Consider the following 24,826-nt stretch of genomic DNA (forward strand, 5'->3'; position numbering starts at 1 on the left):
AATGAATTTATCCTACTTATACTCTAAAATTTTCAAACGCTTGCATGGTAAGAGCGTTTTGAATTCTAGCGTGCATTCTTCTTCTGTAATCTATAGCGGAAGTAATATTTTGAATTGCAAGATAGACAAATATTCTTATATTGGATATGATTGCCAATTTGTAAATACAGAAATGGGTGCTTTCTGTAGTGTTGCAGATCATGTCTATGTAGGTGGACCAGAGCATCCTATGAGCTGGGTTTCTACATCTCCAGTTTTTGAGGATGTTAAGCATAGTGGTCCCACAAAACGTTTCTCCCTTTTTAAGGTTGACAATGTTGTTATTACAAGAATAGGTAGTGACGTATGGATAGGTCACGGCGCAACAATTAAAGCAGGAGTGACAATCGGCCATGGTGCGGTTATTGCTAGCAATGCAATGGTAACAAAAGATGTTCCACCCTATGCTATAGTGGGAGGAGTTCCCGCTAGAGTGATAAAGTATCGTTTCGATGAAAACACTATAGTGAATTTGTTGAAAACAGAATGGTGGTCACTAAGTGATAATCAGATTTCAATAGTTGCTAAATTCATAAAGAATCCAAAAACATTCATTGAGAAAATAAAGGAGATAGTTGATGTAGAAATAATCTAAACCAAGGTAAGAAGTATCTTAATTAGAAATACTAGTGAATATTTATTAATTTATTATTGCCAATTCAAGTATTTATGAAAATATCAATAATTACGGTTTGCTATAATAGCGACGCGACGATAGAAAAAACAATTCTTTCAGTAGCTTGTCAAACTTATAAAAACATTGAATATATTATTGTTGATGGTAATTCAAAAGATAATACGATTGAAATTGTAAAAAAATACGAAACTATAATCACCAAGTGGATTTCAGAACCTGATCAAGGTCTCTATGATGCTATGAATAAAGGTATTGCTATAGCTACAGGTGATTTAGTAGGTGTATTAAATTCGGATGACACTTTTAAATCGAATACTGTCCTGGAGGAGCTTGCTCAATTTCATTCAAGTAATGTTATAGATGCTTCTATAGGTGATATTATTCAGCATAATGATAAAAATGAAATTATAAGGTTATATTCTTCTAAAAATTGGAGTCCTACGAAACTTAGCATTGGATTTATGCCGCCACATCCCTCCATTTTTTTTAAAAGAGACCTATTTGATAAGTATGGACTTTATAATCTTAGTTTTAAAATTGGAGCTGATTATGAATTAATTACTCGCTTTTTTTTGAAGAACAGAATTAGCTGGAAATATTCGAGAATTACGACTACTTCAATGTTAGTCGGAGGAGTTAGTAGTTCTGGTTATTCATCTTATAAGTTAATTACTAAAGAAATTAAAAAAGCTTTAAAAATGAATGGTGTTATTTTTTCTTCATGGATAATTAATACACGGTTTGTATGGAAGATAATCGGGTTTGTTAAAAAATGAAAATTATTATAACAGGTGCCACGGGATTTATAGGAAAGAATCTTATTAAATATCTTAATGAATTTCATGAAATAATTCCTATAAGTATTCGATATCAAGTTAAACAGCAACTTGTTCTAAATTCAACAGGAATAATTCATTTAGCAGGTAAGGTCCACGATTTAAAAAAAGTTGATAATCCTCAAGATTATTATGAAGCTAATTTTGAATTAACCAAACAACTTTATGATTCTTTTCTGAATTCAAGTGCAACTGTTTTTGTATTTCTAAGTTCGGTCAAAGCGTCAGCAGATGAAGTAGGTGGAATATTAATTGAAAATGTTCAACCAAATCCAAAGACACATTACGGGAAGTCAAAATTATTAGCTGAGAATTATATTTTAAATAAAGATCTTCCAGAGGGTAAGCGTGTCTATATAATGCGGCCAACTATGATTTATGGGGATGGTAACAAAGGAAATTTAAATTTATTATATCGTTTGGTAGATAAAGGTTTTCCATGGCCATTAGGCGCTTTTGAGAACCAACGTTCGTTTTGTAGTATTGAAAATTTATGTTTTGTTACCAATGAAATATTAATGAATGAAAGCATACCATCAGGTATATATAATTTGGCAGATGATGGTTCTATTTCAACAAATCAACTAATTAGTCTAATTGCGAAGTCAAAGAATAAAAAAGAAATTATCTTGAGACTTCCAAAAAAAATAATACTATTTTTAGCCAATATTGGAGATATTTTTAAATTACCTCTTAATACAGAACGATTAAATAAATTAACTGAAAGTTATGTAGTCAGTAATAATAAAATAGTTACCGCAATAGGTAAACCTTTGCCGGTTAAGACAGAAGAAGGCTTAATGCATACATTTAAAACATATAAAAAGTAAAATATTTAAAACTATATCAATGAAAGTAGCCCTAATTACAGGAATTACAGGTCAAGACGGTTCGTACTTGGCGGAATTATTATTAGAAAAAGGATATCAAGTGCATGGAGTGAAAAGAAGGGCTTCTTCATTCAATACACAACGTATTGATCATATTTATCAAGATCAACATGAAGTCCATATAAATTTTAAATTACATTATGGCGATTTGACTGATTCTACTAATATTATTCGAATTATTCAAGAAGTGCAACCAGATGAGATATACAACCTTGGGGCTATGAGTCATGTGAAAGTGTCCTTCGATTCCCCTGAGTATGTGGCTAATGTGGATGGAATAGGTACTTTACGTATTTTAGAAGCGGTTCGTATTTTAGGCTTAGAAAAGAAAACGCGAATTTATCAAGCTTCCACCTCTGAATTGTATGGAGGTTTAGCCGAAAATAAAAATGAAAAAGGATTATATGATGAACATTCTCCATTCTATCCTCGTTCTCCTTATGGAGTTGCTAAGATTTATGGTTTTTGGATTACTAAAAACTATAGAGAAGCCTACAATATGTTTGCTTGTAATGGAATTTTGTTTAATCACGAATCACCCCGAAGAGGTGAAACCTTTGTGACAAGAAAAATTACCATGGCAACTGCTGCTATTGCTTTGGGGGAACAAGATTGTTTGTATTTAGGGAATTTGGATGCCCAACGCGATTGGGGACATGCTAAAGATTATGTAGAAGCCATGTGGCGTATTTTACAGCAAGACAAGCCGGAAGATTATGTAATTGCTATGGGAGAAACTACCTATGTAAGAGATTTTGTGAGAATGGCTTTTGGTGAGTTAGGAATTGAAATTGAATTCAGAGGTAAAGGAGTTGATGAAAAAGGGTATGTTAAGGCATGTAATAATCTTGAATTTCAAATTGAAATTGGTAAGCAAGTAATTGCGGTTGACCCTCAATATTTCCGTCCAACCGAAGTCGATTTATTAATTGGCGATCCAACCAAATCCAAAAGACAATTAGGCTGGGTACCGCAATATGATTTAGCAGGTTTAGTTAGTGAGATGGTAACTTCAGATGTTGAACGAGTAAAAAGAGAAATGATGTTACAACAAAATGGCTTTAGAGCTTAATTAAATCCACCATTTTATTATATGGAAAAATTGTCAAAAATATACATTGCAGGGCATCGTGGAATGGTAGGTTCCTCCATCTTAAGAGCATTGCAATTGAAGGGATATAGTAATTTTTTACTAAAGACTTCTGCGGAATTAGATTTGAGAAATCAACAAGCTGTTGCTGATTTTTTTGCCTATGAAAAACCGGATTATGTCTTTTTAGCTGCTGCCAAAGTGGGAGGTATTGTTGCTAATAATACTTATAGAGCCGATTTCATATATGAAAATATGATGATACAATCCAATGTGATTCATCAGGCGTATTTGAATGGAGTGAAAAAGTTATTGTTTTTAGGTTCGTCCTGTATATATCCTAAATTAGCAATGCAACCTTTGAAAGAAGAATACCTGCTAACAGGATTGTTAGAGCCAACCAATGAACCTTATGCGATTGCTAAAATTGCAGGAATTAAAATGTGTGATGCCTATCGGGAACAATACGGATGTAATTTTATCTCGGTGATGCCAACGAATTTGTATGGTCCAAATGATAATTACGATTTGAATAATTCCCACGTTTTGCCCGCATTGTTACGAAAATTTATTACTGCAAAAAATAATGGAGATGCAGCAGTTATTATTTGGGGAACCGGTAGTCCTTTACGTGAGTTTTTACATGCGGATGATTTGGCTGACGCTTGTTTGTATTTAATGGAAACGCACAATGAGTCTGGATTAGTGAATATTGGTGTTGGAGAAGATGTTTCCATCTTGGATTTAGCTAAAATGGTGAAACAAATTGTTGGCTTTGAAGGAAAAATTATAACTGATACTTCCAAGCCCGATGGAACACCGCGTAAGTTGATGGATGTGTCGAAGTTGACTAATCTGGGTTGGAAAGCGTCTATTAGTTTAGACGAAGGAATCAAGAAGGTTTATGAAGAAATAAAAGACCGTGATTGGTCTAAATAAATTGTTATATTATGATATTTGAAAACATACAAAACCAATTAGAAGCGAATCAATTTGAAATCGTTTCAAAAGATCATAACCGCCCTTGGGGTGGTTTTTTCGTAATTGCTGAACAGCAAGCGCAACAATTTGCCAATCAGTATTTTGACGGCTTGGAGGTGTCTACCTTAAAAAGAGGTGGAGCATTGAGTCCGAAAATATTAGTGGTAGCACCTGAGAAACGATTGTCCTGGCAGTACCACCACCGTAGAGCCGAGATATGGCGTGTTATCCAAGGTCAAGCTGGTGTCAAACGAAGTGCTAACGATGCAGAAGGCGAATTGGAACTATTGAATGTGGGAGATACGATTACTTTGCAACTAGGAGAACGTCATCGTTTAATAGGCTTGGATGATTATGCTGTAATCGCCGAGATTTGGCAGCATACGGATGCCAATCATCCTTCGGATGAAGATGATATTGTTCGGGTGCAGGATGATTTTGGAAGATAATTCTATCTACGATTTTAGCTTCGCTCCGTTCGGCTTCGCCTCGGGTCGATTTACGAAGTTTGAGGTACGATATAAGAAGTGTTCAGTGATCAGCTTTTAGTGTTCAGATTGATTGAAGTATAATTATAGAACATCTTATAAACTCATAACCATTAAACATTATAAATATAAACAAATGATTCGTTTTTTTGATTTTATTTTTTCTTTGATTGGACTAGTACTACTGAGTCCAATTGTTATTGTGTTACTAATTATTGGGTATTTTGATACGGGTTCACCTGTTTTTTGTCAAGAGCGTGTTGGCAAAAACAAGCAGCCATTTAATTTGTATAAATTTCGTTCCATGCATTTGGATACGAAATCGGTAGCGACGCATTTAGCGAATTACAGTGCGGTAACGAAATACGGTGCTTTTTTGCGCAAATCGAAACTAGATGAGTTGCCACAATTATGGAATGTCCTTTTAGGCGATATGAGTTTAGTAGGTCCACGACCTAATTTATTCAATCAAGAAGAATTAATTCAAGAGCGTGATAGCAGAGGAGTGTACCAAGTAGTTCCTGGAATTACTGGTTTGTCACAAATCAATAAAATAGACATGTCTACACCACAACTCCTAGCTGAAACTGATGCCGTAATGACCAGTCAATTGACAGTCATTCAGTATTTTTATTACATTATTGCTACGGTTTTGGGGAAAGGGTCTGGGGATAGAATGATCAAGTAATATACGATTTACGATATTTGATTTACGAATTTAAAATATAACAATTTACTATAGGAACAGATAGCGTCACTACGTTCGCAATAACAGACAACCGATAACAGACAACCGACACCAGAATACAATGACAATAGAAACAACCTCAATTCAAGATTTAGTAATTATCAATCCCACCGTATTTGAAGATGCGCGTGGGTATTTTTTTGAGGCCTATAATCAAAATGCACTAGCAGCCCAAGGGATACATATTAACTTTGTGCAAGACAATCAATCGTTTTCTAAACGCGGTACTTTGAGAGGCTTGCATTATCAAAATCCGCCTTTTGCTCAGACTAAACTTATGAGAGTGTTGGAAGGAGAAATCATTGATGTTGCTGTAGATATTAGAAAACAATCGCCTACTTATGGGCAGCATTTTGCCATTACGCTATCTGACGAAAATAAAAAACAATTGTTGATACCGCATGGTTTTGCCCATGGTTTTTCAGTCATCAGTGAAACGGCAGTCGTATTGTACAAATGCGATCAGTTTTATAACAAGGAAAGTGAAGGCGGGATTCGTTTTGACGATTCGAGTTTGAACATCGACTGGGGCATGGACTTAGCAGCCGCTATTGTGTCGGATAAAGATTTGCTATTGCCGGGGATAGAGGGGTGTAATAGTCAATTTTAATCGGGAATCGTGAACCGTAATACGTGAATCGAAATTAACTTCGCTCCGTTCGGCTTCGCCTCGGGTCGAATTACGATTTACGAATCACGCATAAATTATGAAAAAAATACTAGTAACAGGTGCCAATGGCCAATTGGGTTCTGAATTGAAGGAGTTGTCCAGCCATTATTCGCAATTCGAATGGGTGTTTGCGGATCGTTCCGTTTTGGATTTGAGTAATTTGGAATCGATATCGAAGGTATTGGAAACTATTCAGCCGCAAATTATAATTAATTGCGCCGCCTATACCGCCGTAGATAAAGCGGAAATGGAAACTGAATTAGCGGATGTTTTGAATCACCAAGCTGTTGGAGTTTTGTCACAATGGAGTGCCAACCACGATTGTCGTTTGATTCACGTTTCTACCGATTATGTGTTTGATGGCAATTCGAATGTAGCTTTAATCGAAGAGGCGCCAACAGGACCAATCAACGTCTATGGACAAACTAAATTGGCTGGAGAACAAGCATGTCTTCGAGAAAATCCCAATGCAATTGTTGTTCGTACTTCTTGGGTGTATTCGCGTTTTGGGAATAATTTTGTCAAAACGATGTCTCGCTTGATGCAGGAACGCGATAGTTTAAATGTGGTGAACGATCAAATAGGCAGTCCCACTTATGCCGCCGATTTGGCGCAAGCGATCTTAACTATAATTACGCATCCGCATTGGCAAGCAGGAATCTATCACTTTTCGAACGAAGGGGAAATCAGCTGGTACGAATTTGCTTTAGCCATTCAAGAAATTGGAGGTTTCGATTGTGCCCTATCTGGTATTCCAAGTTCGGATTATCCTACGCCAGCACAACGACCGCATTATTCCTTATTGGACAAATCTAAAATTACGACTACTTTTGGGGTGGTGGTGCCGGGATATCGAGAGAGTTTAGAAAGATGTATGAAAGCGTGAATCGTAAATCGTTAACCGTAATTCGTAAATTTCTACCCGAGGCAAAGCCGAACGGAGCGAAGCTAATCACGAATTTCGAATTTCGAATCACGAAAAAATAAATAAAATGAAAAAAATACTCATCACCGGCGGGGCCGGATTTATTGGGTCTCATGTGGTGAGACGATTTGTGAATCAGTATCCGAATTATCATATATTTAATTTAGATGCCTTGACCTATGCAGGAAATTTAGAAAACATTGCCGATATTGAAAAGGCGCCTAATTATACCTTTGTAAAAGGTGATATTGTAGACGCTCCTTTTATCGATGCCTTGTTTGCGGAACATCAATTTGATGGGGTGTTACACTTAGCAGCCGAATCGCATGTGGATCGTTCGATTACCGATCCTTTGGCTTTTGTGAAGACCAATGTGATTGGGACCATGAATTTACTGAATGCGGCCAAAACGATTTGGAAAGACCAAATGGAAGGCAAACGCTTTTACCACATTAGTACCGATGAGGTGTATGGAAGTTTGGGTGCCGAAGGTTTGTTTACTGAAACTACCGCTTACGACCCGAATTCGCCTTATTCAGCTTCGAAAGCAAGTTCCGATCATTTTGTGCGTGCTTATGGTGAAACTTATGGCTTGCCGTATGTGTTGACGAATTGTTCGAACAATTACGGTCCGTTTCACTTTCCAGAGAAATTGATTCCATTGTTCATTAATAATATTATTCATAACAAGCCGTTACCGGTATATGGTGATGGTAAATATACCCGCGATTGGTTATTCGTAGAAGACCATGCGGTAGCTATTGATTTGGTTTTCCATAAAGGAGTGAATCACGATACTTACAATATTGGCGGTTTCAACGAATGGCAAAATATCGATTTGGTCAAATTATTGTGCCGCATCATGGACGAAAAATTAGGTCGTCCAGCTGGTACTTCGGCTCAGTTGATTACTTATGTTAAAGACCGTCCAGGTCACGACTTGCGTTATGCGATTGATGCTACCAAAATCAACCAAGAGTTGGGTTGGAAACCATCCGTTACTTTTGAAGAAGGCTTAGAGCGCACGGTGAATTGGTATTTGGACAATCAAAAATGGTTGGATAACGTGACCTCGGGGGCGTATGCGAGTTATTATGAAAAGCAATATGAGAATCGGGATTCGTAATTCGTAAACCGAGAGTCGTGAATCGTGAAAATTATTTAAGCCCCCAATTAATATGAAAAATCACAAAGATTTAGATGTTTGGAAACAGTCAATGTTGTTAGCTGAACAGATTTATAACTTAACAAAAGATTTCCCAACAGACGAAAAATACGGTTTGATAAGTCAAATGAAACGAGCCGTTATATCTATTCCTAGCAATATTGCCGAAGGTGCAGCTAGAAAAGGAAACAAAGAATTTGTACAATTTATGTATATTGCTATGGGTTCTTTATCCGAATTAGAAACTCAAATACTTTTATCGCAACGTTTACAATTTGTAAATTCAGTAGATAATTATTTAGACCAAATTGAGAAAATTAAACAAATGCTTTTTGGTTTAATTCGATATATAAGTAAGCGTGACTCGTGAGTCGGATTACGAATCACAAATTACGAATCACGAAAAAATAGAAACTATGAAAGGAATTATACTCGCCGGAGGATCCGGTACAAGATTGCACCCCTTGACTTTGGCAATGAGCAAGCAAATGATGCCGGTTTATGACAAGCCGATGATTTATTATCCCTTATCGACTTTGATGATGGCTGGGATTAATGAAATTTTGATTATTTCGACGCCCCATGATTTGCCTAACTTTAAAAAGTTGTTGGGTGATGGATCACAGATTGGGTGCCAATTTAGTTATGCAGAGCAAGCCGTTCCGAATGGATTAGCGCAAGCTTTTGTGATTGGCGCTGATTTTATTGGTAACGATGCAGTGGCTTTAGTGTTGGGCGATAATATTTTCTTTGGAGCCCATATGCAAGAGTTATTGCAATCTAATACGAAACCTGATGGAGGTGTGGTATTTGCCTACCATGTTTCAGATCCGGAGCGTTATGGCGTAGTGGAGTTTGATGCCGATTTTAAGGCGCTTTCTATTGAAGAAAAGCCATTGGAACCGAAATCGAACTATGCGGTACCCGGATTGTACTTTTATGACAACTCAGTCGTGGAAATTGCTAAGAACATTCAACCTTCAGCTCGAGGCGAATACGAGATTACCGATGTCAATAAAGAATACTTGAAACAAGGTAAACTAAAAGTGGGTATTTTAAGTCGTGGAACGGCTTGGTTGGATACGGGAACCTTTGCTAGTTTGATGCAAGCGGGACAATTTGTTCAGGTATTGGAAGAACGTCAAGGTTTGAAAGTGGGATGTATTGAAGAAATAGCTTGGCGTCAAGGATTCATCACGACTGACCAATTAAAAGTAATTGCTGAACCCCTTCGCAAGTCCGGATACGGTGACTATTTGTTAGGATTGTTGAAGTTTAAGAAGTAAAATCTAAACAATTTATAATACCGAAATAATATTCTTTTACTTACAAATATTTGTTTACTTTTGAGTGTATCATTCGGTATAGTTTGATAAAGTTGTTATAAAATCAAAGTTATTTGAATAGTTATATGCCTGAAAATAAAACGAATTCCACTTCTTTTTTTTCTAAAGAAAATCTAAGATTCAGTATTAGTAGTTTGAATTATCTACCTCGATGGATCATTTTATCTATTGATTTCGGGGTGTTAATTGCCTCCTGTTTGTTTAGTTTTTTACTGTTTAGAGGTACTGGTTTGAACTTTGTGCTGACACCTTACTGGAAAGAATTATTGTTTTTCTTTTTGGTCATGAACGTTTTTTCGTTCTGGTTGTTCCGAACGTATTCGGGTATTATTCGTCACTCTTCTTATATCGATGCCGTAAAATTGTTATTTTCACAGGTCTCGATTTTGGTTTTCTTCCTGATTTTTAATTTGATTTATGAGTGGAACTTTGAGGATAAAGCCTTTTTAAATACGGCCTTGTTTGTCAATACGGTTTTCACTTTTTGCGGTTTGTTCTTGTACCGTGTGATAGTCAAGCGTACGTTTGAACTCTATTTTTCTGATTCTTCTAAAAATAAGTTGGTTCGCGTCATCATTTATGGTACCGATTCCAATGCGATTTCGGTAGCCAATGCCTTGAATTTTGAAACACCTGCTCGTTTTAAGGTAATTGGTTTTGTGGATCACAACAACCAAAATACATCCAAACGTATGTTGGATTTGCCTATTTTGGCACAAAAGAAAAAACTACCTGCCTTGTTGCGATCTATTGGTGCCGAAGGCGTTATCATTGCTGATAAAAGCTTAAGCAAAGACGAACAAATACAGATTGTAGACCAATGTTTGGAATTCAATTATAAGGTATTTACCGTGCCTTTGATTACCAACTGGGAGAACCAAAAAGAGATCTCTCAGAAAATTAAAAACATACAGATTGAGGATTTATTGGATCGTAAGCCGATTATTTTAGATGATAAATCCATTACCAAACAATTAAAAGGCAAAACAGTTTTAATTACGGGTGCAGCGGGTTCTATTGGAAGCGAAATTGTACGACAAGTATTGAGCTTTGAACCGGCCAAGTTGATTATGGTGGATCAAGCCGAAACACCTTTGCACGATCTTACTTTAGAGACCAATGCGCTGGAATCAAGCACTGAAATTTATAGTGTCATTGCCGATGTGCGTAGTCGAAAAGCTATGGAGTCTGTATTTGCAGCTTACCAACCCCAAGTGGTTTACCACGCGGCTGCCTACAAACACGTTCCTTTGATGGAGGAGAATCCAGCTCAGGCGATTATCACCAATGTGAAAGGGACTAAAAACTTAGCAGATTTATCTTGTAAATACGGAACAGAGAAATTTGTGATGGTATCTACAGACAAAGCGGTAAACCCTTCCAATGTGATGGGAGCTAGTAAACGTATTGCTGAAAAATACGTACAGTCGTTACAATGGAAACAAAAGCAAGAACAAAACGTGGCTGCCACTAAATTCATCACCACACGTTTTGGGAACGTATTGGGTTCGAATGGTTCTGTAGTGCCTTTGTTTACCAAACAAATTGCAGAAGGAGGTCCCTTAACTATCACTCATAAAGACATCATTCGATATTTTATGACCATTCCTGAAGCCTGTCAATTGGTATTAGAAGCTGGCGCCATGGGTAATGGTGGCGAGATCTATATTTTTGACATGGGAAAACCCGTTAGGATTTATGACTTGGCTGAAAAGATGATCAAATTGGCTGGCTTTATTCCTAATGTGGATATGAAAATTGACATTATAGGACTTCGACCTGGTGAAAAGTTATACGAAGAATTATTGAACGACAATTCAAAAACGATTCCAACCCACCACGAAAAAATTATGATTGCTCAAGAACTTGAGGAAGAGTTTGAAGTGTTACATAACTATATTAATGAATTAATTACGGGCTCAGTAGTCTACAACAGTAAGGCTATTGTAGCGCAAATGAAGAAAATTGTACCTGAGTTCAAGAGTATGAATTCTACTTTTGAAGTTTTGGATAAGTAATATTTCACTCACTAACCGACTACGAATCCCTGGAGAACTATTCTTTAGGGATTTTTTTTTCGTAAGTCGTGAACCGAGTATCGTAAAACGTAGCTCGTATATAAAATTAGTTTGTAAAAAGAATATATCTTAATTTCGCGTTTGAAATTTGGAAACCCCTAACTATGTTTTTTAACTCGTTGTCCTTTGCGGTTTTTTTACCCATCGTATTTGTGCTCTATTGGTTTATTTTTAATAAAAGCAAAGCCAGTCAGAATGCAGTGCTGATAGTAGCGAGTTATTACTTTTACTCCTGTTGGGATTGGCGTTTCTTGTTCTTGTTGGTGTTTTCTACCTTCTTGGATTATTACACGGGTCTCCAAATTGAAAAAGGCAAAACCGAAAGGGGAAGAAAATTTTGGTTTTGGTTGAGTATTATCGTGAATCTAGGATTTCTTGGTGTATTCAAATACTACAATTTTTTTGCTAGTTCACTTTCAGAAGCATTGAATAGCGTCGGCTTGTCTACCAGTCCGTTCTTGTTGAATGTAGTCTTACCTGTTGGAATTTCGTTTTATACTTTCCATGGTTTGTCTTATGTGATCGATATTTATTTGAAACGCATCAAGGCCGAAACGAATTTTGTCGATTACTCCCTTTTTGTGAGTTACTTTCCATTGCTAGTGGCTGGGCCAATAGAACGCGCTACGCATTTATTGCCACAAGTAAAAATCAAACGTCAATTTGATTTTGAGAAAGCCAAAGAAGGCGTCTATCAATTTTTGTGGGGATTGGTCAAAAAAGTGGTCATTGCCGATACTTGTGCGACCTATGCCAATGCTATTTTTGATTATCATTCGTCTATGAATTCGCTGTCGCTGATTTTGGGAGCGGTCTATTTTGCTTTTCAGATTTACGGTGATTTTTCGGGTTATTCGGATATGGCTTTGGGAATGTCTAAATTGTTTGGAATTGACTTATTACGCAATTTTAATTACCCTTATTTTTCTAGAGATATAGCCGAGTTCTGGCGTCGTTGGCACATTTCGCTTTCCTCTTGGTTTCGGGACTATTTGTATATTCCGTTAGGTGGCAGTAGTGGCGGTATGGGAATGAAAATTCGCAACACCTTTATTATTTTCTTAGTGAGTGGTTTTTGGCATGGTGCCAATTGGACCTTCATCGCTTGGGGATTGATTAATGCTATTTATTTTCTGCCGCTCTTGCTTTTGAAACGCAATCGAACCAATATAGAAACGGTGGTATTACAACGCAATTGGGAATCGGTTCGGGTTCTTGGTAGTATTTTGATGACCTTTATGTTGAGTTGTTTGGCTTGGATTTTCTTTAGAGCGAGTTCAATAAGTCAGGCGCTTCGGTACATTCAGCAGATTTTCACCGACCAACATTTCAGCTCTCAATTTCTTAAAAACCAACGATACAATTACGAATTACTTTTTTTAATTGGCGCTTTTGTTGTGGTAGAATGGAATTCTAGAACTAAGGTCGAGCCCATTTCAGGAAAGTACAGCGGTTTGAAATTAGTACTGTGCTTAGCCGCTATTTTGGCTTTGGGTACTTTTTCCGATTATAAAGAATTTATTTATTTTCAATTTTAATGAAACAATTTAGCCGTTTACTCGCCTTTATTTTGATTGCAATACTTCTACTGGCAGTAGTTTTGGATTGGGGCTATACTACCATTTTTCAACAATCTTCCACTAGAGGAAAAATCGAATACGTCTATCACGCTAGTCCGCAGCAATATGATGTAGTTTTTTTAGGTTCGTCTCGCGCCAACAATCATTTTGTAGCCCCTTTATTTGAAGAAAAAGGAATCAAGACGTTCAATTATGGTATGAGTGCTTCACATTTGTTTGAAGCTTCCTTATTACTAAAATTGATGATTGAACGGAAATTTGTAATCAAAAAATTGATATTGGAAACCGATATGAATTTGGCTAACGAAACTCGGGATGCCGGAATATCAGCCCAATTTTTACCCTATTTGCACGACTCGAAAATTATCAAAGATCATTTTGCTGTAGAGCAGGATTTTTGGAAGTTGTATTACATTCCGTTCTACCGATATTTGGCTTTTGATGCCAAAATTGGCTTTCGCGAAATGAACCGTAGTTGGCGACAAGTGCCAACGAACTATCTGGATAATTTAGGGTATCATCCTTTAGGAGGCAAGAAAAAAGGGAATATGAAAAATGATATTCGCAAGATGAAACCTTTGAACAATCGCTATTACAAAGAGATTAAAGCCATTTGCAAAGCGAATCATATCGAGTTGATTGCTTTAATGACTCCGATGTGTTCTAACGTAAAAGGAATGGATTATTTTGATAAAGTACAATCCAAATACCCCGAGATTCACAATTATGAAAAGGCGGTTGAAGGCGACCAGTATTTTTCTTCCTGTGGTCATTTGAACGACGAAGGCGCTCGCATGTTTACTAAAATTATTTTGAAAGATTTCTTTGGGAAACCGTAAATAGAGATTCGTAATTCGTAATTCGTAAATCGAATATCGTAAATCACACTTGTTTTTTCCAATAACGGCGTACTATAATGACCCCATTCGTAATAATTAAAGGCGCTACTATCCAAAGATGTGCTTTATTTGTTAGCAATACAGCATAGAGTACTAATGCAATGCAATTGAACCAAAAAGTGAATTGGACGCCTTTTTTGTTTTTGGCTTTGGCAAACGCGAGCAAGGCTATTAAGGCGGGATTGAACACTAAGGTGTTGTAGTTGTTTGCTAATTCTAAATGGGTAGAGTAGAATCCTAAAATGGTAAATGCGATCCCCAAAATTCCCATACTAGCTAAATAAAACGTATCACACCATTTTTTATTTAGAAGTAGAATGAATCCTAAAAACAACAAGTACGTATAAGGATTGTTCCACCATGACGAATTGGTTTCGGGTTCAAATTCTAAAAGTGTGTTGTTTTGTTTTACAATTGGTTGTTGGTTCAATTGAATTTGATCCAAACTTTCTTTCAATTCAAAAGGTAAGAAAATAGCGGTTCCTGCTTGATCTGTTTTGGTACCAAAAATGATACTGGTTCCCAACTGTTCGTAAAAATGATGGTCAAAATACGGATACAAGATGCTTCTGTAAGTCGAAACGGTATCGCCTTTTTTTACAATAACTTCCTTTTCAACTGCTTTATTGATTACGTCTACTGCCATTGAAGTGCAGTTTTGGTCGATGAATTTATAGGTGTATTCGCGGTTTTCTAATAATAAAGATTGGTTGAGTAAGGCTACTAATTTTTCTTTTTGAGGAACTGTTAGACGCAATTCTTGTTCGTAAACAGAACGTCTTTCATAAGAATAATTGGCAATAAAATCGGCATACGAATTGGCAACAGCAAAATACTGCAAATTACCTTTAACAAATTTCAGTGCAAAATTTGAAGTGCCAAAATCAAAGGCGCCATAATTATACACCACATCCATTCCGTTAGCGCTATCGTTTACTCGGATGGCGGTGTGGCCAAATAAGGCATAAATTTCGTTGCTCGTTCCGCAAGTCAGTACACTTATTTTAGCTTCTTTTGAAAGGGGAGTTGTTTGCGAGAAGCAGAACGGAATACTCATCCAAAGAACTACTAATAGAACGATTTTTTGCAGGTGTGTAAACTTCATAGTGGGACATATTGCTATCGTTTTCAAAAGTAAACTTTTTTATAAAGAGTTACTATTTTGTCATTGAAATTCTATTAAACTAGGAATGCTATCGAAAAAACCCAAGCCAAACGCAATAGCATTCACTAATTATATTAAATTTGCCCTCCTAGACGGTTATTTATTACTTATGATGACGATTAAAAAACAGATTCCCAATACGATTACATTACTCAATCTTTTCTGTGGCTGTATCGCTATGGTTATTGCCTCGAGAGCTGATTTTGAAATGGCTTTTTATTTTGTGAGTTTGGGGATTTTCTTGGACTTTTTTGATGGTTTCTTTGCCCGCTTGTTTCAAGTGTCTAGTCCCTTAGGCTTGCAGTTGGATTCTTTAGCCGATATGGTGACAAGTGGTGTAGTGCCTGGAATGGTAATGTACCAAATGATGGGAAGTGCTAGTGGGTATCCAAAAGTAGGTTGGGCTGTGGAACCATTTCCTTTTTTAGGATTTTTGATCGCTTTAGGATCGTGCTATCGCTTGGCTAACTTTAATATTGATACCCGTCAAACCGATTCTTTTATTGGTCTACCAACACCCGCCAATGCCTTATTTATTTTGAGTTTGCCCTTGGTATTGCGCTATTCCGATTCCTTTTTTGTTTTGGAATTGTTAACGAATCCTTTTGTTTTGGTTGGAATTATCCTACTTAGTGTGTACATGCTAAATGCTGAGATTCCGTTATTTTCCTTGAAAATCAAGCAAATGAGTCTGAAGAAAAACGCTTTGCAATTTAGTTTTTTAGGTTGCTCAATCGGATTGTTGGCTGTTTTTCAATATGCTGGAATTCCTTTGGTGATTGTGTTATATGTGCTGCTTTCGGTTGCGAATAATGCCTTGACTAAAATGAATCGCTTAGCTTAAACGAATTATTTTAACGATTCAGCGTAGAGTACGCTTAAAAGACAAAAAACAAGTATAGCTACAAATAATGCTACTGATTTTGGGTTGGCAAAATTGACAGTCCATCCCATCCAAGAAATTCGTTTTGGTGGCAGCAAACGATGGTCTTCTTTGTTATAATAAAAGCTACCCCATTTCCAATTGTTGGGATCTTTGTGCCATTTTTCAAGAGTTTCTTTACTTGGTTGTTCCATCATTCGAAAGTTAGAATTCTAATTTTTTCTTTCTCAATTCGAAGTTTTGTCCCAAATACACGCGACGAACCATTTCGTCTTCGACTAATTCCTCGGGAATACCTGCTTTCAAAATCCCACCTTCAAACATCAAATAGGTTTTGTCTGTAATGGCTAGTGTTTCTTGAACATTATGATCGGTAATTAAGATACCAATATTTTTATTTTTTAATTGAGCTACAATGCGCTGAATGTCTTCTACTGCAACTGGATCCACACCTGCAAAAGGTTCGTCCAATAAGATGAACTTGGGGTCAGTGGCCAAACAACGTGCAATTTCAGTACGACGTCTTTCTCCTCCAGACAATAAATCACCTCGGTTAGTACGAATGTGTTCCAAACTGAATTCGGATATCAAACTTTCCATCTTGGCTTCTTGTTCGGCTTTGGATAAAGAGGTCAATTGTAACACACTTAGAATATTATCTTCAATACTTAGTTTTCTAAAAACAGAAGCTTCTTGAGCTAAATATCCAATTCCGGCTTGAGCTCTTTTGTACATAGGATAATCTGTAATGTCCAAATTATCTAAATGAATGCTCCCTGAATTAGGCTTTACCAATCCTACAATCATGTAAAAAGAAGTCGTTTTACCCGCTCCGTTTGGACCTAAGAGACCTACAATTTCGCCTTGGTTTACTTCCACCGAAATCCCTTTCACGACACTGCGGCCTTTGTAGGTTTTTACCAAATTATCTGCTCTTAATATCATTTCTAAAGGTGTAAATTATTCAATTCGTAAATGTAACAATTGAATTGATTTATTATTGATTACTCTCTAATGCTTCCCAGAATTCATAAGCTCTGCGCAAATGCGGGACTACAATGGTTCCGCCAACCAAAGTGGCAATCCCCATAGCTTCCATCATTTCTTCTTTGGTTACTCCTTCTTTGTAACTGGTTTCCAAATGGTATTTCACGCAATCATCGCAACGCAAAACAGCAGAAGCTACTAGACCTAAAAGCTCTTTGGTCTTTACATCCAAAGCGCCTTCAGCATAGGCATTGGTATCCAAGTTAAAAATACGCTTTACTATTTTATTATTGTCTGCCAATAATTTCTCGTTCATTTTAGAACGGTACTCATTAAATTCTTGAACGATATCAGCCATTTGCTTTGTCTTTATTTCGGATTACAATTTTAGAAATCAAAATACTTGCTTCATAAATTAATAACATTGGGATAGTCACAATAATTTGACTCACCACATCTGGAGGAGTCACGATAGCGGCTACAATCAAAATTACAATCACAGCATATTTCCAGTATTTTCGTAAGAAGGTTGGTGTTACCAATCCTAATTTGGTTAAAAAGTAAATGATGATCGGTAATTCAAAAAACAATCCACAGGCGATCACACTGGTTTTAAGCATACCAATATACGAATCCACACTGAATTGATTTTTAATCACATCGCTGACCGTAAAGGTCGCGAAAAAGTTAACCGACATGGGTACGATGACAAAATAGCCAAACAAAACTCCCATAAAGAATAGAATGGACGACGTAAACACAAATAGTTTCGCATGCTTTTTTTCTTTTTCGTACAGAGCTGGGCTAATAAATTGCCAGATTTGCCATAAAATAAATGGAAATGCCAATATAAAACCGGCGGTGATGCAAGTCCAAACTAGAATGTTGATTTGCCCTTCCATATTGGTATTTTGAATGATGAAGGCCATATCTGTAACACAAATACTATCGGCAAACCCCAGCTGATGGGATAAATCACAAAATAATTGATAGGTTATAAAATCGGCTTTGGTTGGGCCAAAAATAACATCATTAAAAATAAAGTCGCTTACAAAAAAAGTTACGGTAGCCATAACAAGAATGGCAATCGTACTTTTAACTAATAACCATCTCAGTTCTTCTAGATGGTCCAAAAACGACATTTCGTTTAAATCTTTCTTCGCCATTATATAATTCCCTCTTTTAAAATATCGTGTAAATGCAATACGCCTTTGAATTCTGAATCGTCTACCACAATCAGTTGCGTGATTTTAAAGTTTTCCATCATGTGAAACGCATCAATTACCATCGCTTCTGAGGTGGTGGTTTTTGGGTTTTTAGTCATAATGTCTTGAGCCGTTACTTCAGCAAAAGAATCTCTTTCGTTCAACATGCGTCGGATATCTCCATCTGTGATAATTCCGATAACTTTGTTGTTTTCTACCACAGCAGTAACTCCTAAGCGTTTTTCGGAAATTTCAAAAATTACTTTTTTGATAGGTGCATCTGGCGCAACAATGGGTTTCAACGAATTCTCTAACATATCTTTGACGCGAAGCAACAGTTTTTTTCCTAAAGCGCCTCCTGGATGATACACCGCAAAATCTTCCGCTTTGAAATCGCGCATTTCCATCAAACATACGGCTAAAGCATCACCCATCACCAATTGGGCTGTGGTACTATTGGTTGGTGCCAAATTATTCGGACAAGATTCGCTATCTACTGTAGTGTTTAACACAATATCCGATCCTTGCGCTAAAAACGAACTCATATTGCCAGTGATGGCGATCAAAATATTGTCGAAACGTTTTAATAAAGGAACCAAAACTTTGATTTCAGGGCTATTTCCGCTTTTTGAAATACAAATCACCACATCATCTTTTTGCAGCATGCCCAGGTCACCATGAATGGCTTCGGCGGCGTGTAAAAAAAGCGAAGGTGTTCCTGTCGAATTGAAGCTGGCTACCATTTTCTGAGCAATGATAGCACTTTTGCCAATTCCAGTCACTACTAATCGTCCTTTGGATTGGTAAATTTTTTCTACCGCTGCTACAAAATTAGCGTCTAGTAAATCAGCTAGTTTTGAGATGGATAGACTCTCAGAGAGAATCGTTTTTTTGGCACTGGCCAATATATTTGATATTGTTGTCAAAACAGAATAGTTAAATTTGTGTTTGTAAAAGAAAATAGTATCTTTATGTGGTGCAAATTTATACAAAATACCACATAGTAAATAATGAATTCAAACGAAATTGATATCCATAAAGAATTAAAGAAGTATTTTGGCTTCGGACAATTCAAAGGACTGCAAGAACCTGTAATTAAAAGTATTCTCAATAAAGAAAATACTTTTGTAATTATGCCCACGGGAGGCGGTAAATCACTTTGTTACCAATTGCCTGCCTTGATTCAAGAAGGTACTGCCATTGTAGTGTCTCCATTAATTGCTTTAATGAAAAATCAAGTAGATGCTATTCGAAGTTTGTCTTCTGAAAACGGCATTGCTCATGTGTTGAATTCTTCTTTAACAAAAACCGAAATTACACAGGTAAAAAATGATATTACTGCGGGTATTACCAAATTGTTGTATGTTGCCCCAGAATCCCTAACCAAAGACGAATACGTTCAATTTCTTCAATCGGTTAAAGTATCTTTTGTTGCTATAGACGAAGCCCATTGTATTTCAGAATGGGGTCATGATTTTAGACCGGAATATCGAAATTTACGACACATTATCAAACAATTGGGCGATGTTCCCATTATTGGTTTGACCGCTACGGCTACACCAAAAGTGCAAGAGGATATCTTGAAAAACTTGGACATGTCAGACGCAACTACTTATAAAGCGTCTTTCAACCGACCTAATTTATATTACGAAGTACGTACTAAAACGAAAAATATCGAATCGGATATCATTCGTTTTATCAAACAAAATAAAGGAAAGTCAGGAATTATCTATTGTTTAAGCCGTAAGAAGGTAGAAGCAATTGCCGAGGTGTTACAGGTAAATGGGATAAGTGCAGTGCCGTATCATGCTGGTTTAGATGCTAAAACCAGAGCCAAACACCAAGATATGTTTTTGATGGAAGATGTGGAAGTGGTTGTGGCAACTATTGCTTTTGGTATGGGAATCGACAAACCGGATGTGCGTTTTGTAATTCATCATGACATTCCAAAATCTTTAGAAAGTTATTACCAAGAAACGGGTCGTGCAGGTCGCGATGGAGGAGAAGGTCATTGTTTGGCGTATTATTCGTACAAAGACGTAGAGAAATTAGAAAAATTCATGTCGGGCAAACCAGTCGCTGAACAAGAAATTGGATTTGCATTATTACAAGAAGTAGTGGCCTATGCCGAAACTTCAATGTCAAGACGTAAATTTTTATTGCATTATTTTGGTGAAGAATTCGATAGCGAAACGGGAGAAGGTGCTGACATGGATGACAATGTTCGCAATCCGAAAAACAAAGTCGAAGCCAAAAACCAAGTCGTGCAATTACTCCAAGTGGTAAGAGATACTAAACATTTATATAAGTCTAAAGAAGTAGTCTTTACTTTGATAGGTCGAGTAAATGCTGTGATTAAAGCACACAAAACCGATTCACAATCCTTTTTTGGCTGTGGTGCCGATCAAGATGAAAAATATTGGATGGCTTTGTTACGCCAAGTCTTGGTAGAAGGGTATTTAGCCAAAGATATTGAAACCTACGGTATCGTAAAAATCACGGACAAAGGATTGGATTTTATTAAAAATCCAGTTTCCTTCATGATGTCGGAAGATCATGAATACAATGAAAGCGAAGACGACGCAATTGTAAGTGCAGCCAGTTCCTCTGGAACTGCTGATGAAGCTTTGATGGCCATGTTGCGAGAATTGCGTAAGAAAGAAGCGAAAACAATAGGTGTACCACCTTTTGTGGTGTTTCAAGACCCATCATTGGAAGATATGGCGTTGAAGTACCCTATTTCTTTGGAAGAATTAACGAATATCCACGGAGTGGGTGAAGGTAAAGCCAAGAAATATGGAGCCCCTTTTGTAGCTTTAATAAATCGTTATGTAGAAGACAACGATATCATACGTCCAGATGATTTAGTGGTAAAATCTACCGGAGTCAATTCGGCGAATAAATTGTACATCATTCAAAATATCGATCGAAAATTATCACTAGATGATATTGCTTCCGCCAAAGGGATGTCGATGGATGATTTGATTAAGGAAATGGAGCAGATCGTATATTCGGGTACCAAATTGAATATCAAATATTGGATTGACGACATGTTAGACGACGATCAGCAAGAAGAAATTCATGAGTATTTTATGGAATCAGACTCTGACAAAATAGAAGATGCGCTGAAAGAATTTGATGGGGAATTCGATATTGATGAATTGCGTTTGATGCGTATTAAATTCATTAGTGAAGTAGCCAACTAATTACTCTTGGTACACTTCTCCTCGATGCGGTTTCAAAGCATCGCGAACGGCAATCATGTATGCATCAGTTACCACCATATACGCAATAGCATGCATTTCATTCTGTATTTCAAATCCAGTAATTTGAAGAGGTAATCTTTCTATCTCAATATATTCTTTAAGATGAATTTCGTGGTGTTTGGCAGTTTTTGCCGATGCAGGTCCTCTAAAATCCCAAATTAATTTAATTTTTCTTTCCATTTTTGTACCATTGAACGACAAAGGTACAAACTCTCTTATGAAATGGATGCTATTTTCATAGACCGAATTCACTTCAAAATGTTATTTTTGTGGGCTGTTGTGCCAAAAGGGTGCCACCAATATAAATTACTAATTAATGCCTCAAGAACTTTTACTTCAAGTTAGTCCTGAAATTGCAGCCGATGGCGCTTTGCTACAACAGTATTTGTCCAAACAAATAAAGGTTGGAGTAAACGATATTCAACATGTTACTATTTTGAAACGTTCTATTGATGCGCGTCAAAAAGCCATTAAGATCAATTTGAAAGTGGTCATTTATTTACAAGGAGAATTGATTCAAGAGCCAACCATTTCACTTCCCGATTATCCTAATGTAACCAACAAGCAAGAAGTAATAGTTGTAGGCGCTGGGCCAGCAGGACTTTTTGCAGCTTTGCAATTAATTGAATTGGGTTTGCGACCTATTTTGGTCGAAAGAGGAAAGGATGTTCGTGGACGTCGTCGGGATTTAAAAGCCATTAATCGTGATCATATTGTGAATGAAGATTCTAACTATTGTTTTGGCGAAGGTGGGGCAGGAACTTATTCTGATGGAAAGCTGTATACGCGTTCTAAAAAGCGAGGCGATGTGACTCGAATCCTGGAATTATTAGTTGCTTTTGGCGCTACACCTGATATTTTGGTCGATGCTCATCCTCATATTGGAACGAATAAACTTCCTCAAATTATACAGGATATTCGTGAAAAGATTATCGAATGTGGCGGGCAGGTTTTATTTGAAACCCGCGTTACTGATATTGTGATTAAAAACAATGAAGTTCAAGGTGTAGTCACTCAAAAAGGAGATACAATTTCGGCTAATAAACTGATATTGGCTACTGGACATTCGGCTCGTGATATATTTGAATTGTTGGATCGTAAAAAAGTATTTATTGAAGCGAAGCCTTTCGCTTTGGGTGTTAGAGCTGAACATCCCCAATCGTTAATTGACAGTATTCAATACAGTTGCGATTACCGTGGCGACCATTTACCACCCGCTCCTTATTCCATTGTCAAACAAGTTGGAGGTCGTGGGATGTATTCATTTTGTATGTGCCCCGGAGGTGTTATTGCACCTTGTGCGACCAGTCCAGGCGAAGTGGTGACTAATGGTTGGTCACCTTCCAAAAGAGATCAGGCAACGGCCAATTCGGGAATTGTCATCGAATTGAAGTTGGAAGATTTCAAACCTTTTGAAAAGTTTGGTCCTTTGGCTGGAATGGAATTTCAAAAGAATATTGAGCAAAAAGCCTGGCATTTGGCAGGAGAGACGCAACGTGTTCCTGCACAACGAATGGTTGATTTTGCACAAAATAAAGTATCCTCAAGTATACCTGCAACCTCTTATGTACCTGGAACAACTTCGGTTGAAATGGGGCAGGTATTTCCTGGGTTTTTAAGTCAGATTCTACGCGAAGGATTTACCGAGTTTGGTAAATCGATGAAAGGATATTTGACTAACGAAGCCATTTTGCACGCACCAGAATCGCGTACTTCGTCGCCAGTTAGAATTCCAAGAGATGGGATTAGTTTGGAGCATTTGCAAATCAAAGGGCTCTATCCTTGTGGGGAAGGGGCAGGCTATGCAGGCGGAATTATCTCTGCTGCTATTGATGGTGAAAAATGTGCCTTGAAAATTGCAGAAAGTTTAAATCTCTAACTAATTATTGCGAACCGCAACTGCTATTTTTGAGTCGGCAGTACCGTAGTATAAAAACCATTTGTTTTTAAAGAAAACCAATCCTTCTACAAAACACACTTCGTTTACTTCACCCATTTTTTCATAGGGTTTGTCAGGATGGATAAAATAACTTTGTGTACGGTCTATTAACTTATAGGGTTGGTTTTTATCAAATAAAGCTTGGCCTGCAGCGTAGGTAAATTTTGGTAATTCAGAGGTATTGAAATTGGCCGCATTACTACCATTATAAATTAAAACGATTCCTTCTTTTTGCAATAAAGCAAAGGGTCCTGGCTCTACCAATCGACTATCAAAATACCCCATTCTAGGGTGAAGTACACTAATCATTTTTTGAGTTTCTTCATTGATTGCGGCCTGCCAATGAATCAAGTCTTCCGAATAGGCCATAAACAAATCGGTATCACCAAAATACATCCAATACTTAGAATTGATTTTTGTAGCTACGATTTTATTGCCTTTTCGTTCTCCTACAATCGCACCTGATTTTGCCCAAAGGTCCTTGTATTTTTCGTCTTTCAAAACCAAGCCTTGTTTGGTCCAATGATTTAAATCGGTGGAAGTTGCAAAACACAATCGTGCGATTTTTCCATCATAAGAAGTATAGGTCATGATATATGAACCGTCTGGACATTCAATTACTCTTGGATCTTCGACTCCGCCTTTCCATTCGTAGCCCTTCATGTTGTCATTGTCGGGGAAAAAGATAGGTTCGGATTCTTTTTTAAAATGTAAACCATCTTCGCTTATCGCCAATCCTAAACGAGAAGTCATTTGGTTGTCTTGCGCTCGATAGATAAGATATACTTTATTGTCCTTTACAATGGCTGATGGATTCAATACATTGCGTTCTTCCCAATTGACTAGCTTGTTGCTCACGGGACAGCTAAACGATTGTTTTATATCTGGCGAAAGAATAGGGTTGATGCTATCTACTTTGACAAAATCAATTAGAGCCCATTTTTGTTGTTGAGCGAAAACTGAGAATGCGCCTTGTAAAATCAAGAATAAACCAATTAGGTTTTTCATA

General features: G+C 37.0%; 26 protein-coding genes. 18 read left to right on the forward strand and 8 right to left on the reverse strand.

Going from position 1 to position 24,826, the window contains the following annotated elements; genetic code table 11:
• The first annotated feature begins 1 nt into the window (after window position 1).
• The 15 genes from LPC21_RS10290 (at window position 2) to LPC21_RS05310 (ending at window position 14,312) form a co-directional block, all read left to right on the forward strand.
• Entirely contained in the window at window positions 2-634 is a 633-nt protein-coding gene (locus tag LPC21_RS10290; RefSeq protein ID WP_269807771.1) for a CatB-related O-acetyltransferase, read from the forward strand.
• Between the two features lie 74 nt (window positions 635-708).
• Window positions 709-1,452 carry a glycosyltransferase family 2 protein gene (locus tag LPC21_RS05245; RefSeq protein WP_229316126.1) on the forward strand — a complete coding sequence of 248 codons (744 nt, stop codon included), beginning with the start codon at window positions 709-711 and terminating at the stop codon, window positions 1,450-1,452.
• Entirely contained in the window at window positions 1,449-2,342 is an 894-nt protein-coding gene (locus tag LPC21_RS05250) for an NAD-dependent epimerase/dehydratase family protein (RefSeq protein WP_229316127.1), read from the forward strand. Before LPC21_RS05245 ends, LPC21_RS05250 begins: the two co-directional genes overlap by 4 nt.
• 19 nt (window positions 2,343-2,361) lie before the next feature.
• The gene (gmd, locus tag LPC21_RS05255) at window positions 2,362-3,474 is read left to right on the forward strand and encodes a GDP-mannose 4,6-dehydratase (RefSeq protein ID WP_229316128.1); all 1,113 of its coding nucleotides are present in this window, start codon (window positions 2,362-2,364) and stop codon (window positions 3,472-3,474) included.
• 21 nt (window positions 3,475-3,495) lie between these two features.
• A complete protein-coding gene (locus tag LPC21_RS05260) occupies window positions 3,496-4,431 on the forward strand; it encodes a GDP-L-fucose synthase family protein (RefSeq protein WP_229316129.1) in 936 nt (311 codons plus the stop codon).
• 11 nt (window positions 4,432-4,442) lie between these two features.
• Entirely contained in the window at window positions 4,443-4,922 is a 480-nt protein-coding gene (locus LPC21_RS05265; RefSeq protein ID WP_229316130.1) for a cupin domain-containing protein, read from the forward strand.
• Window positions 4,923-5,097: 175 nt separating this feature from the next.
• Complete coding sequence (locus LPC21_RS05270) at window positions 5,098-5,649, forward strand: sugar transferase (RefSeq protein ID WP_229316131.1); 552 nt, start codon at window positions 5,098-5,100, stop codon at window positions 5,647-5,649.
• Window positions 5,650-5,770: 121 nt separating this feature from the next.
• Window positions 5,771-6,319: a dTDP-4-dehydrorhamnose 3,5-epimerase gene (gene rfbC, locus LPC21_RS05275; RefSeq protein WP_229316132.1), complete on the forward strand. Its 549-nt coding sequence runs from the start codon at window positions 5,771-5,773 to the stop codon at window positions 6,317-6,319.
• A gap of 97 nt (window positions 6,320-6,416) precedes the next feature.
• A complete protein-coding gene (gene rfbD, locus LPC21_RS05280; protein WP_229316133.1) occupies window positions 6,417-7,265 on the forward strand; it encodes a dTDP-4-dehydrorhamnose reductase in 849 nt (282 codons plus the stop codon).
• Between the two features lie 106 nt (window positions 7,266-7,371).
• Window positions 7,372-8,430 carry a dTDP-glucose 4,6-dehydratase gene (rfbB, locus tag LPC21_RS05285; protein ID WP_229316134.1) on the forward strand — a complete coding sequence of 353 codons (1,059 nt, stop codon included), beginning with the start codon at window positions 7,372-7,374 and terminating at the stop codon, window positions 8,428-8,430.
• Between the two features lie 52 nt (window positions 8,431-8,482).
• Window positions 8,483-8,839: a four helix bundle protein gene (locus LPC21_RS05290; protein ID WP_229316135.1), complete on the forward strand. Its 357-nt coding sequence runs from the start codon at window positions 8,483-8,485 to the stop codon at window positions 8,837-8,839.
• Window positions 8,840-8,885: 46 nt separating this feature from the next.
• Complete coding sequence (gene rfbA, locus LPC21_RS05295; RefSeq protein WP_229316136.1) at window positions 8,886-9,755, forward strand: glucose-1-phosphate thymidylyltransferase RfbA; 870 nt, start codon at window positions 8,886-8,888, stop codon at window positions 9,753-9,755.
• Between the two features lie 194 nt (window positions 9,756-9,949).
• Window positions 9,950-11,833 (forward strand): polysaccharide biosynthesis protein, encoded by a 1,884-nt coding sequence (locus LPC21_RS05300; protein WP_420828053.1) that lies wholly within the window; start codon window positions 9,950-9,952, stop codon window positions 11,831-11,833.
• A gap of 164 nt (window positions 11,834-11,997) precedes the next feature.
• The gene (locus LPC21_RS05305) at window positions 11,998-13,431 is read left to right on the forward strand and encodes an MBOAT family O-acyltransferase (RefSeq protein ID WP_229316137.1); all 1,434 of its coding nucleotides are present in this window, start codon (window positions 11,998-12,000) and stop codon (window positions 13,429-13,431) included.
• Complete coding sequence (locus LPC21_RS05310; RefSeq protein WP_229316138.1) at window positions 13,431-14,312, forward strand: hypothetical protein; 882 nt, start codon at window positions 13,431-13,433, stop codon at window positions 14,310-14,312. Before LPC21_RS05305 ends, LPC21_RS05310 begins: the two co-directional genes overlap by 1 nt.
• 43 nt (window positions 14,313-14,355) lie before the next feature.
• On the opposite strand, the gene LPC21_RS05315 is transcribed toward LPC21_RS05310, so the two are convergent.
• Window positions 14,356-15,477, reverse strand: a complete 1,122-nt coding sequence (locus tag LPC21_RS05315; RefSeq protein WP_229316139.1) for a lipoprotein N-acyltransferase Lnb domain-containing protein — start codon at window positions 15,475-15,477, stop codon at window positions 14,356-14,358.
• A 172-nt stretch (window positions 15,478-15,649) separates the two neighbouring features.
• Here LPC21_RS05315 and LPC21_RS05320 point away from each other — a divergent pair, with 172 nt between their 5' ends.
• Complete coding sequence (locus tag LPC21_RS05320) at window positions 15,650-16,381, forward strand: CDP-alcohol phosphatidyltransferase family protein (RefSeq protein WP_229318554.1); 732 nt, start codon at window positions 15,650-15,652, stop codon at window positions 16,379-16,381.
• Window positions 16,382-16,386: 5 nt separating this feature from the next.
• Here LPC21_RS05320 and LPC21_RS05325 read toward each other — a convergent pair whose 3' ends face one another.
• The 5 genes from LPC21_RS05325 to LPC21_RS05345 are packed head-to-tail and all read right to left on the reverse strand — an operon-like array spanning window position 16,387 to window position 19,538.
• The gene (locus LPC21_RS05325) at window positions 16,387-16,617 is read right to left on the reverse strand and encodes a DUF5808 domain-containing protein (protein ID WP_229316140.1); all 231 of its coding nucleotides are present in this window, start codon (window positions 16,615-16,617) and stop codon (window positions 16,387-16,389) included.
• A gap of 7 nt (window positions 16,618-16,624) precedes the next feature.
• Window positions 16,625-17,365: an LPS export ABC transporter ATP-binding protein gene (gene lptB, locus LPC21_RS05330; RefSeq protein WP_229316141.1), complete on the reverse strand. Its 741-nt coding sequence runs from the start codon at window positions 17,363-17,365 to the stop codon at window positions 16,625-16,627.
• A gap of 52 nt (window positions 17,366-17,417) precedes the next feature.
• The gene (locus LPC21_RS05335) at window positions 17,418-17,765 is read right to left on the reverse strand and encodes a carboxymuconolactone decarboxylase family protein (RefSeq protein WP_229316142.1); all 348 of its coding nucleotides are present in this window, start codon (window positions 17,763-17,765) and stop codon (window positions 17,418-17,420) included.
• Complete coding sequence (gene tatC / locus LPC21_RS05340) at window positions 17,758-18,573, reverse strand: twin-arginine translocase subunit TatC (RefSeq protein ID WP_229316143.1); 816 nt, start codon at window positions 18,571-18,573, stop codon at window positions 17,758-17,760. The genes LPC21_RS05335 and tatC overlap by 8 nt, the downstream gene beginning before the upstream one ends.
• Window positions 18,573-19,538 carry a KpsF/GutQ family sugar-phosphate isomerase gene (locus LPC21_RS05345; RefSeq protein WP_229316144.1) on the reverse strand — a complete coding sequence of 322 codons (966 nt, stop codon included), beginning with the start codon at window positions 19,536-19,538 and terminating at the stop codon, window positions 18,573-18,575. Before LPC21_RS05345 ends, tatC begins: the two co-directional genes overlap by 1 nt.
• An 84-nt stretch (window positions 19,539-19,622) precedes the next feature.
• On the opposite strand from LPC21_RS05345, the gene recQ reads away from it, so the two are divergent.
• Window positions 19,623-21,818: a DNA helicase RecQ gene (gene recQ / locus LPC21_RS05350; protein WP_229316145.1), complete on the forward strand. Its 2,196-nt coding sequence runs from the start codon at window positions 19,623-19,625 to the stop codon at window positions 21,816-21,818.
• Here the strand turns inward: recQ and LPC21_RS05355 are convergent, their stop codons facing one another.
• A complete protein-coding gene (locus tag LPC21_RS05355) occupies window positions 21,819-22,058 on the reverse strand; it encodes a hypothetical protein (RefSeq protein ID WP_229316146.1) in 240 nt (79 codons plus the stop codon).
• Between the two features lie 136 nt (window positions 22,059-22,194).
• On the opposite strand from LPC21_RS05355, the gene LPC21_RS05360 reads away from it, so the two are divergent.
• Window positions 22,195-23,757 carry an NAD(P)/FAD-dependent oxidoreductase gene (locus LPC21_RS05360; RefSeq protein WP_229316147.1) on the forward strand — a complete coding sequence of 521 codons (1,563 nt, stop codon included), beginning with the start codon at window positions 22,195-22,197 and terminating at the stop codon, window positions 23,755-23,757.
• Here LPC21_RS05360 and LPC21_RS05365 read toward each other — a convergent pair whose 3' ends face one another.
• Window positions 23,758-24,825, reverse strand: a complete 1,068-nt coding sequence (locus LPC21_RS05365) for a glycoside hydrolase family 130 protein (RefSeq protein WP_229316148.1) — start codon at window positions 24,823-24,825, stop codon at window positions 23,758-23,760.
• Between the last annotated feature and the right edge of the window lies 1 nt (window position 24,826).

The sequence above is a fragment of the Flavobacterium ammoniigenes genome (genome assembly GCF_020886055.1).
Classification (GTDB): Bacteria; Bacteroidota; Bacteroidia; order Flavobacteriales; family Flavobacteriaceae; genus Flavobacterium; species Flavobacterium ammoniigenes.

Coding starts and splice junctions, on each gene's coding strand:
- LPC21_RS05245 (WP_229316126.1), top strand. CDS start 709: ATGAAAATATCAATAATTACGGTTTGCTATAATAGCGACGCGACGATA.
- LPC21_RS05325 (WP_229316140.1), bottom strand. CDS start 16,617: ATGATGGAACAACCAAGTAAAGAAACTCTTGAAAAATGGCACAAAGAT.
- LPC21_RS05355 (WP_229316146.1), bottom strand. CDS start 22,058: ATGGAAAGAAAAATTAAATTAATTTGGGATTTTAGAGGACCTGCATCG.
- rfbC (WP_229316132.1), top strand. CDS start 5,771: ATGACAATAGAAACAACCTCAATTCAAGATTTAGTAATTATCAATCCC.
- LPC21_RS05305 (WP_229316137.1), top strand. CDS start 11,998: ATGTTTTTTAACTCGTTGTCCTTTGCGGTTTTTTTACCCATCGTATTT.
- LPC21_RS05310 (WP_229316138.1), top strand. CDS start 13,431: ATGAAACAATTTAGCCGTTTACTCGCCTTTATTTTGATTGCAATACTT.
- LPC21_RS05335 (WP_229316142.1), bottom strand. CDS start 17,765: ATGGCTGATATCGTTCAAGAATTTAATGAGTACCGTTCTAAAATGAAC.
- LPC21_RS05265 (WP_229316130.1), top strand. CDS start 4,443: ATGATATTTGAAAACATACAAAACCAATTAGAAGCGAATCAATTTGAA.
- LPC21_RS05360 (WP_229316147.1), top strand. CDS start 22,195: ATGCCTCAAGAACTTTTACTTCAAGTTAGTCCTGAAATTGCAGCCGAT.
- LPC21_RS05260 (WP_229316129.1), top strand. CDS start 3,496: ATGGAAAAATTGTCAAAAATATACATTGCAGGGCATCGTGGAATGGTA.
- rfbA (WP_229316136.1), top strand. CDS start 8,886: ATGAAAGGAATTATACTCGCCGGAGGATCCGGTACAAGATTGCACCCC.
- recQ (WP_229316145.1), top strand. CDS start 19,623: ATGAATTCAAACGAAATTGATATCCATAAAGAATTAAAGAAGTATTTT.
- LPC21_RS05270 (WP_229316131.1), top strand. CDS start 5,098: ATGATTCGTTTTTTTGATTTTATTTTTTCTTTGATTGGACTAGTACTA.
- LPC21_RS05315 (WP_229316139.1), bottom strand. CDS start 15,477: ATGAAGTTTACACACCTGCAAAAAATCGTTCTATTAGTAGTTCTTTGG.
- LPC21_RS05250 (WP_229316127.1), top strand. CDS start 1,449: ATGAAAATTATTATAACAGGTGCCACGGGATTTATAGGAAAGAATCTT.
- LPC21_RS05365 (WP_229316148.1), bottom strand. CDS start 24,825: ATGAAAAACCTAATTGGTTTATTCTTGATTTTACAAGGCGCATTCTCA.
- tatC (WP_229316143.1), bottom strand. CDS start 18,573: ATGGCGAAGAAAGATTTAAACGAAATGTCGTTTTTGGACCATCTAGAA.
- LPC21_RS10290 (WP_269807771.1), top strand. CDS start 2: ATGAATTTATCCTACTTATACTCTAAAATTTTCAAACGCTTGCATGGT.
- gmd (WP_229316128.1), top strand. CDS start 2,362: ATGAAAGTAGCCCTAATTACAGGAATTACAGGTCAAGACGGTTCGTAC.
- rfbB (WP_229316134.1), top strand. CDS start 7,372: ATGAAAAAAATACTCATCACCGGCGGGGCCGGATTTATTGGGTCTCAT.
- lptB (WP_229316141.1), bottom strand. CDS start 17,365: ATGATATTAAGAGCAGATAATTTGGTAAAAACCTACAAAGGCCGCAGT.
- rfbD (WP_229316133.1), top strand. CDS start 6,417: ATGAAAAAAATACTAGTAACAGGTGCCAATGGCCAATTGGGTTCTGAA.
- LPC21_RS05320 (WP_229318554.1), top strand. CDS start 15,650: ATGACGATTAAAAAACAGATTCCCAATACGATTACATTACTCAATCTT.
- LPC21_RS05290 (WP_229316135.1), top strand. CDS start 8,483: ATGAAAAATCACAAAGATTTAGATGTTTGGAAACAGTCAATGTTGTTA.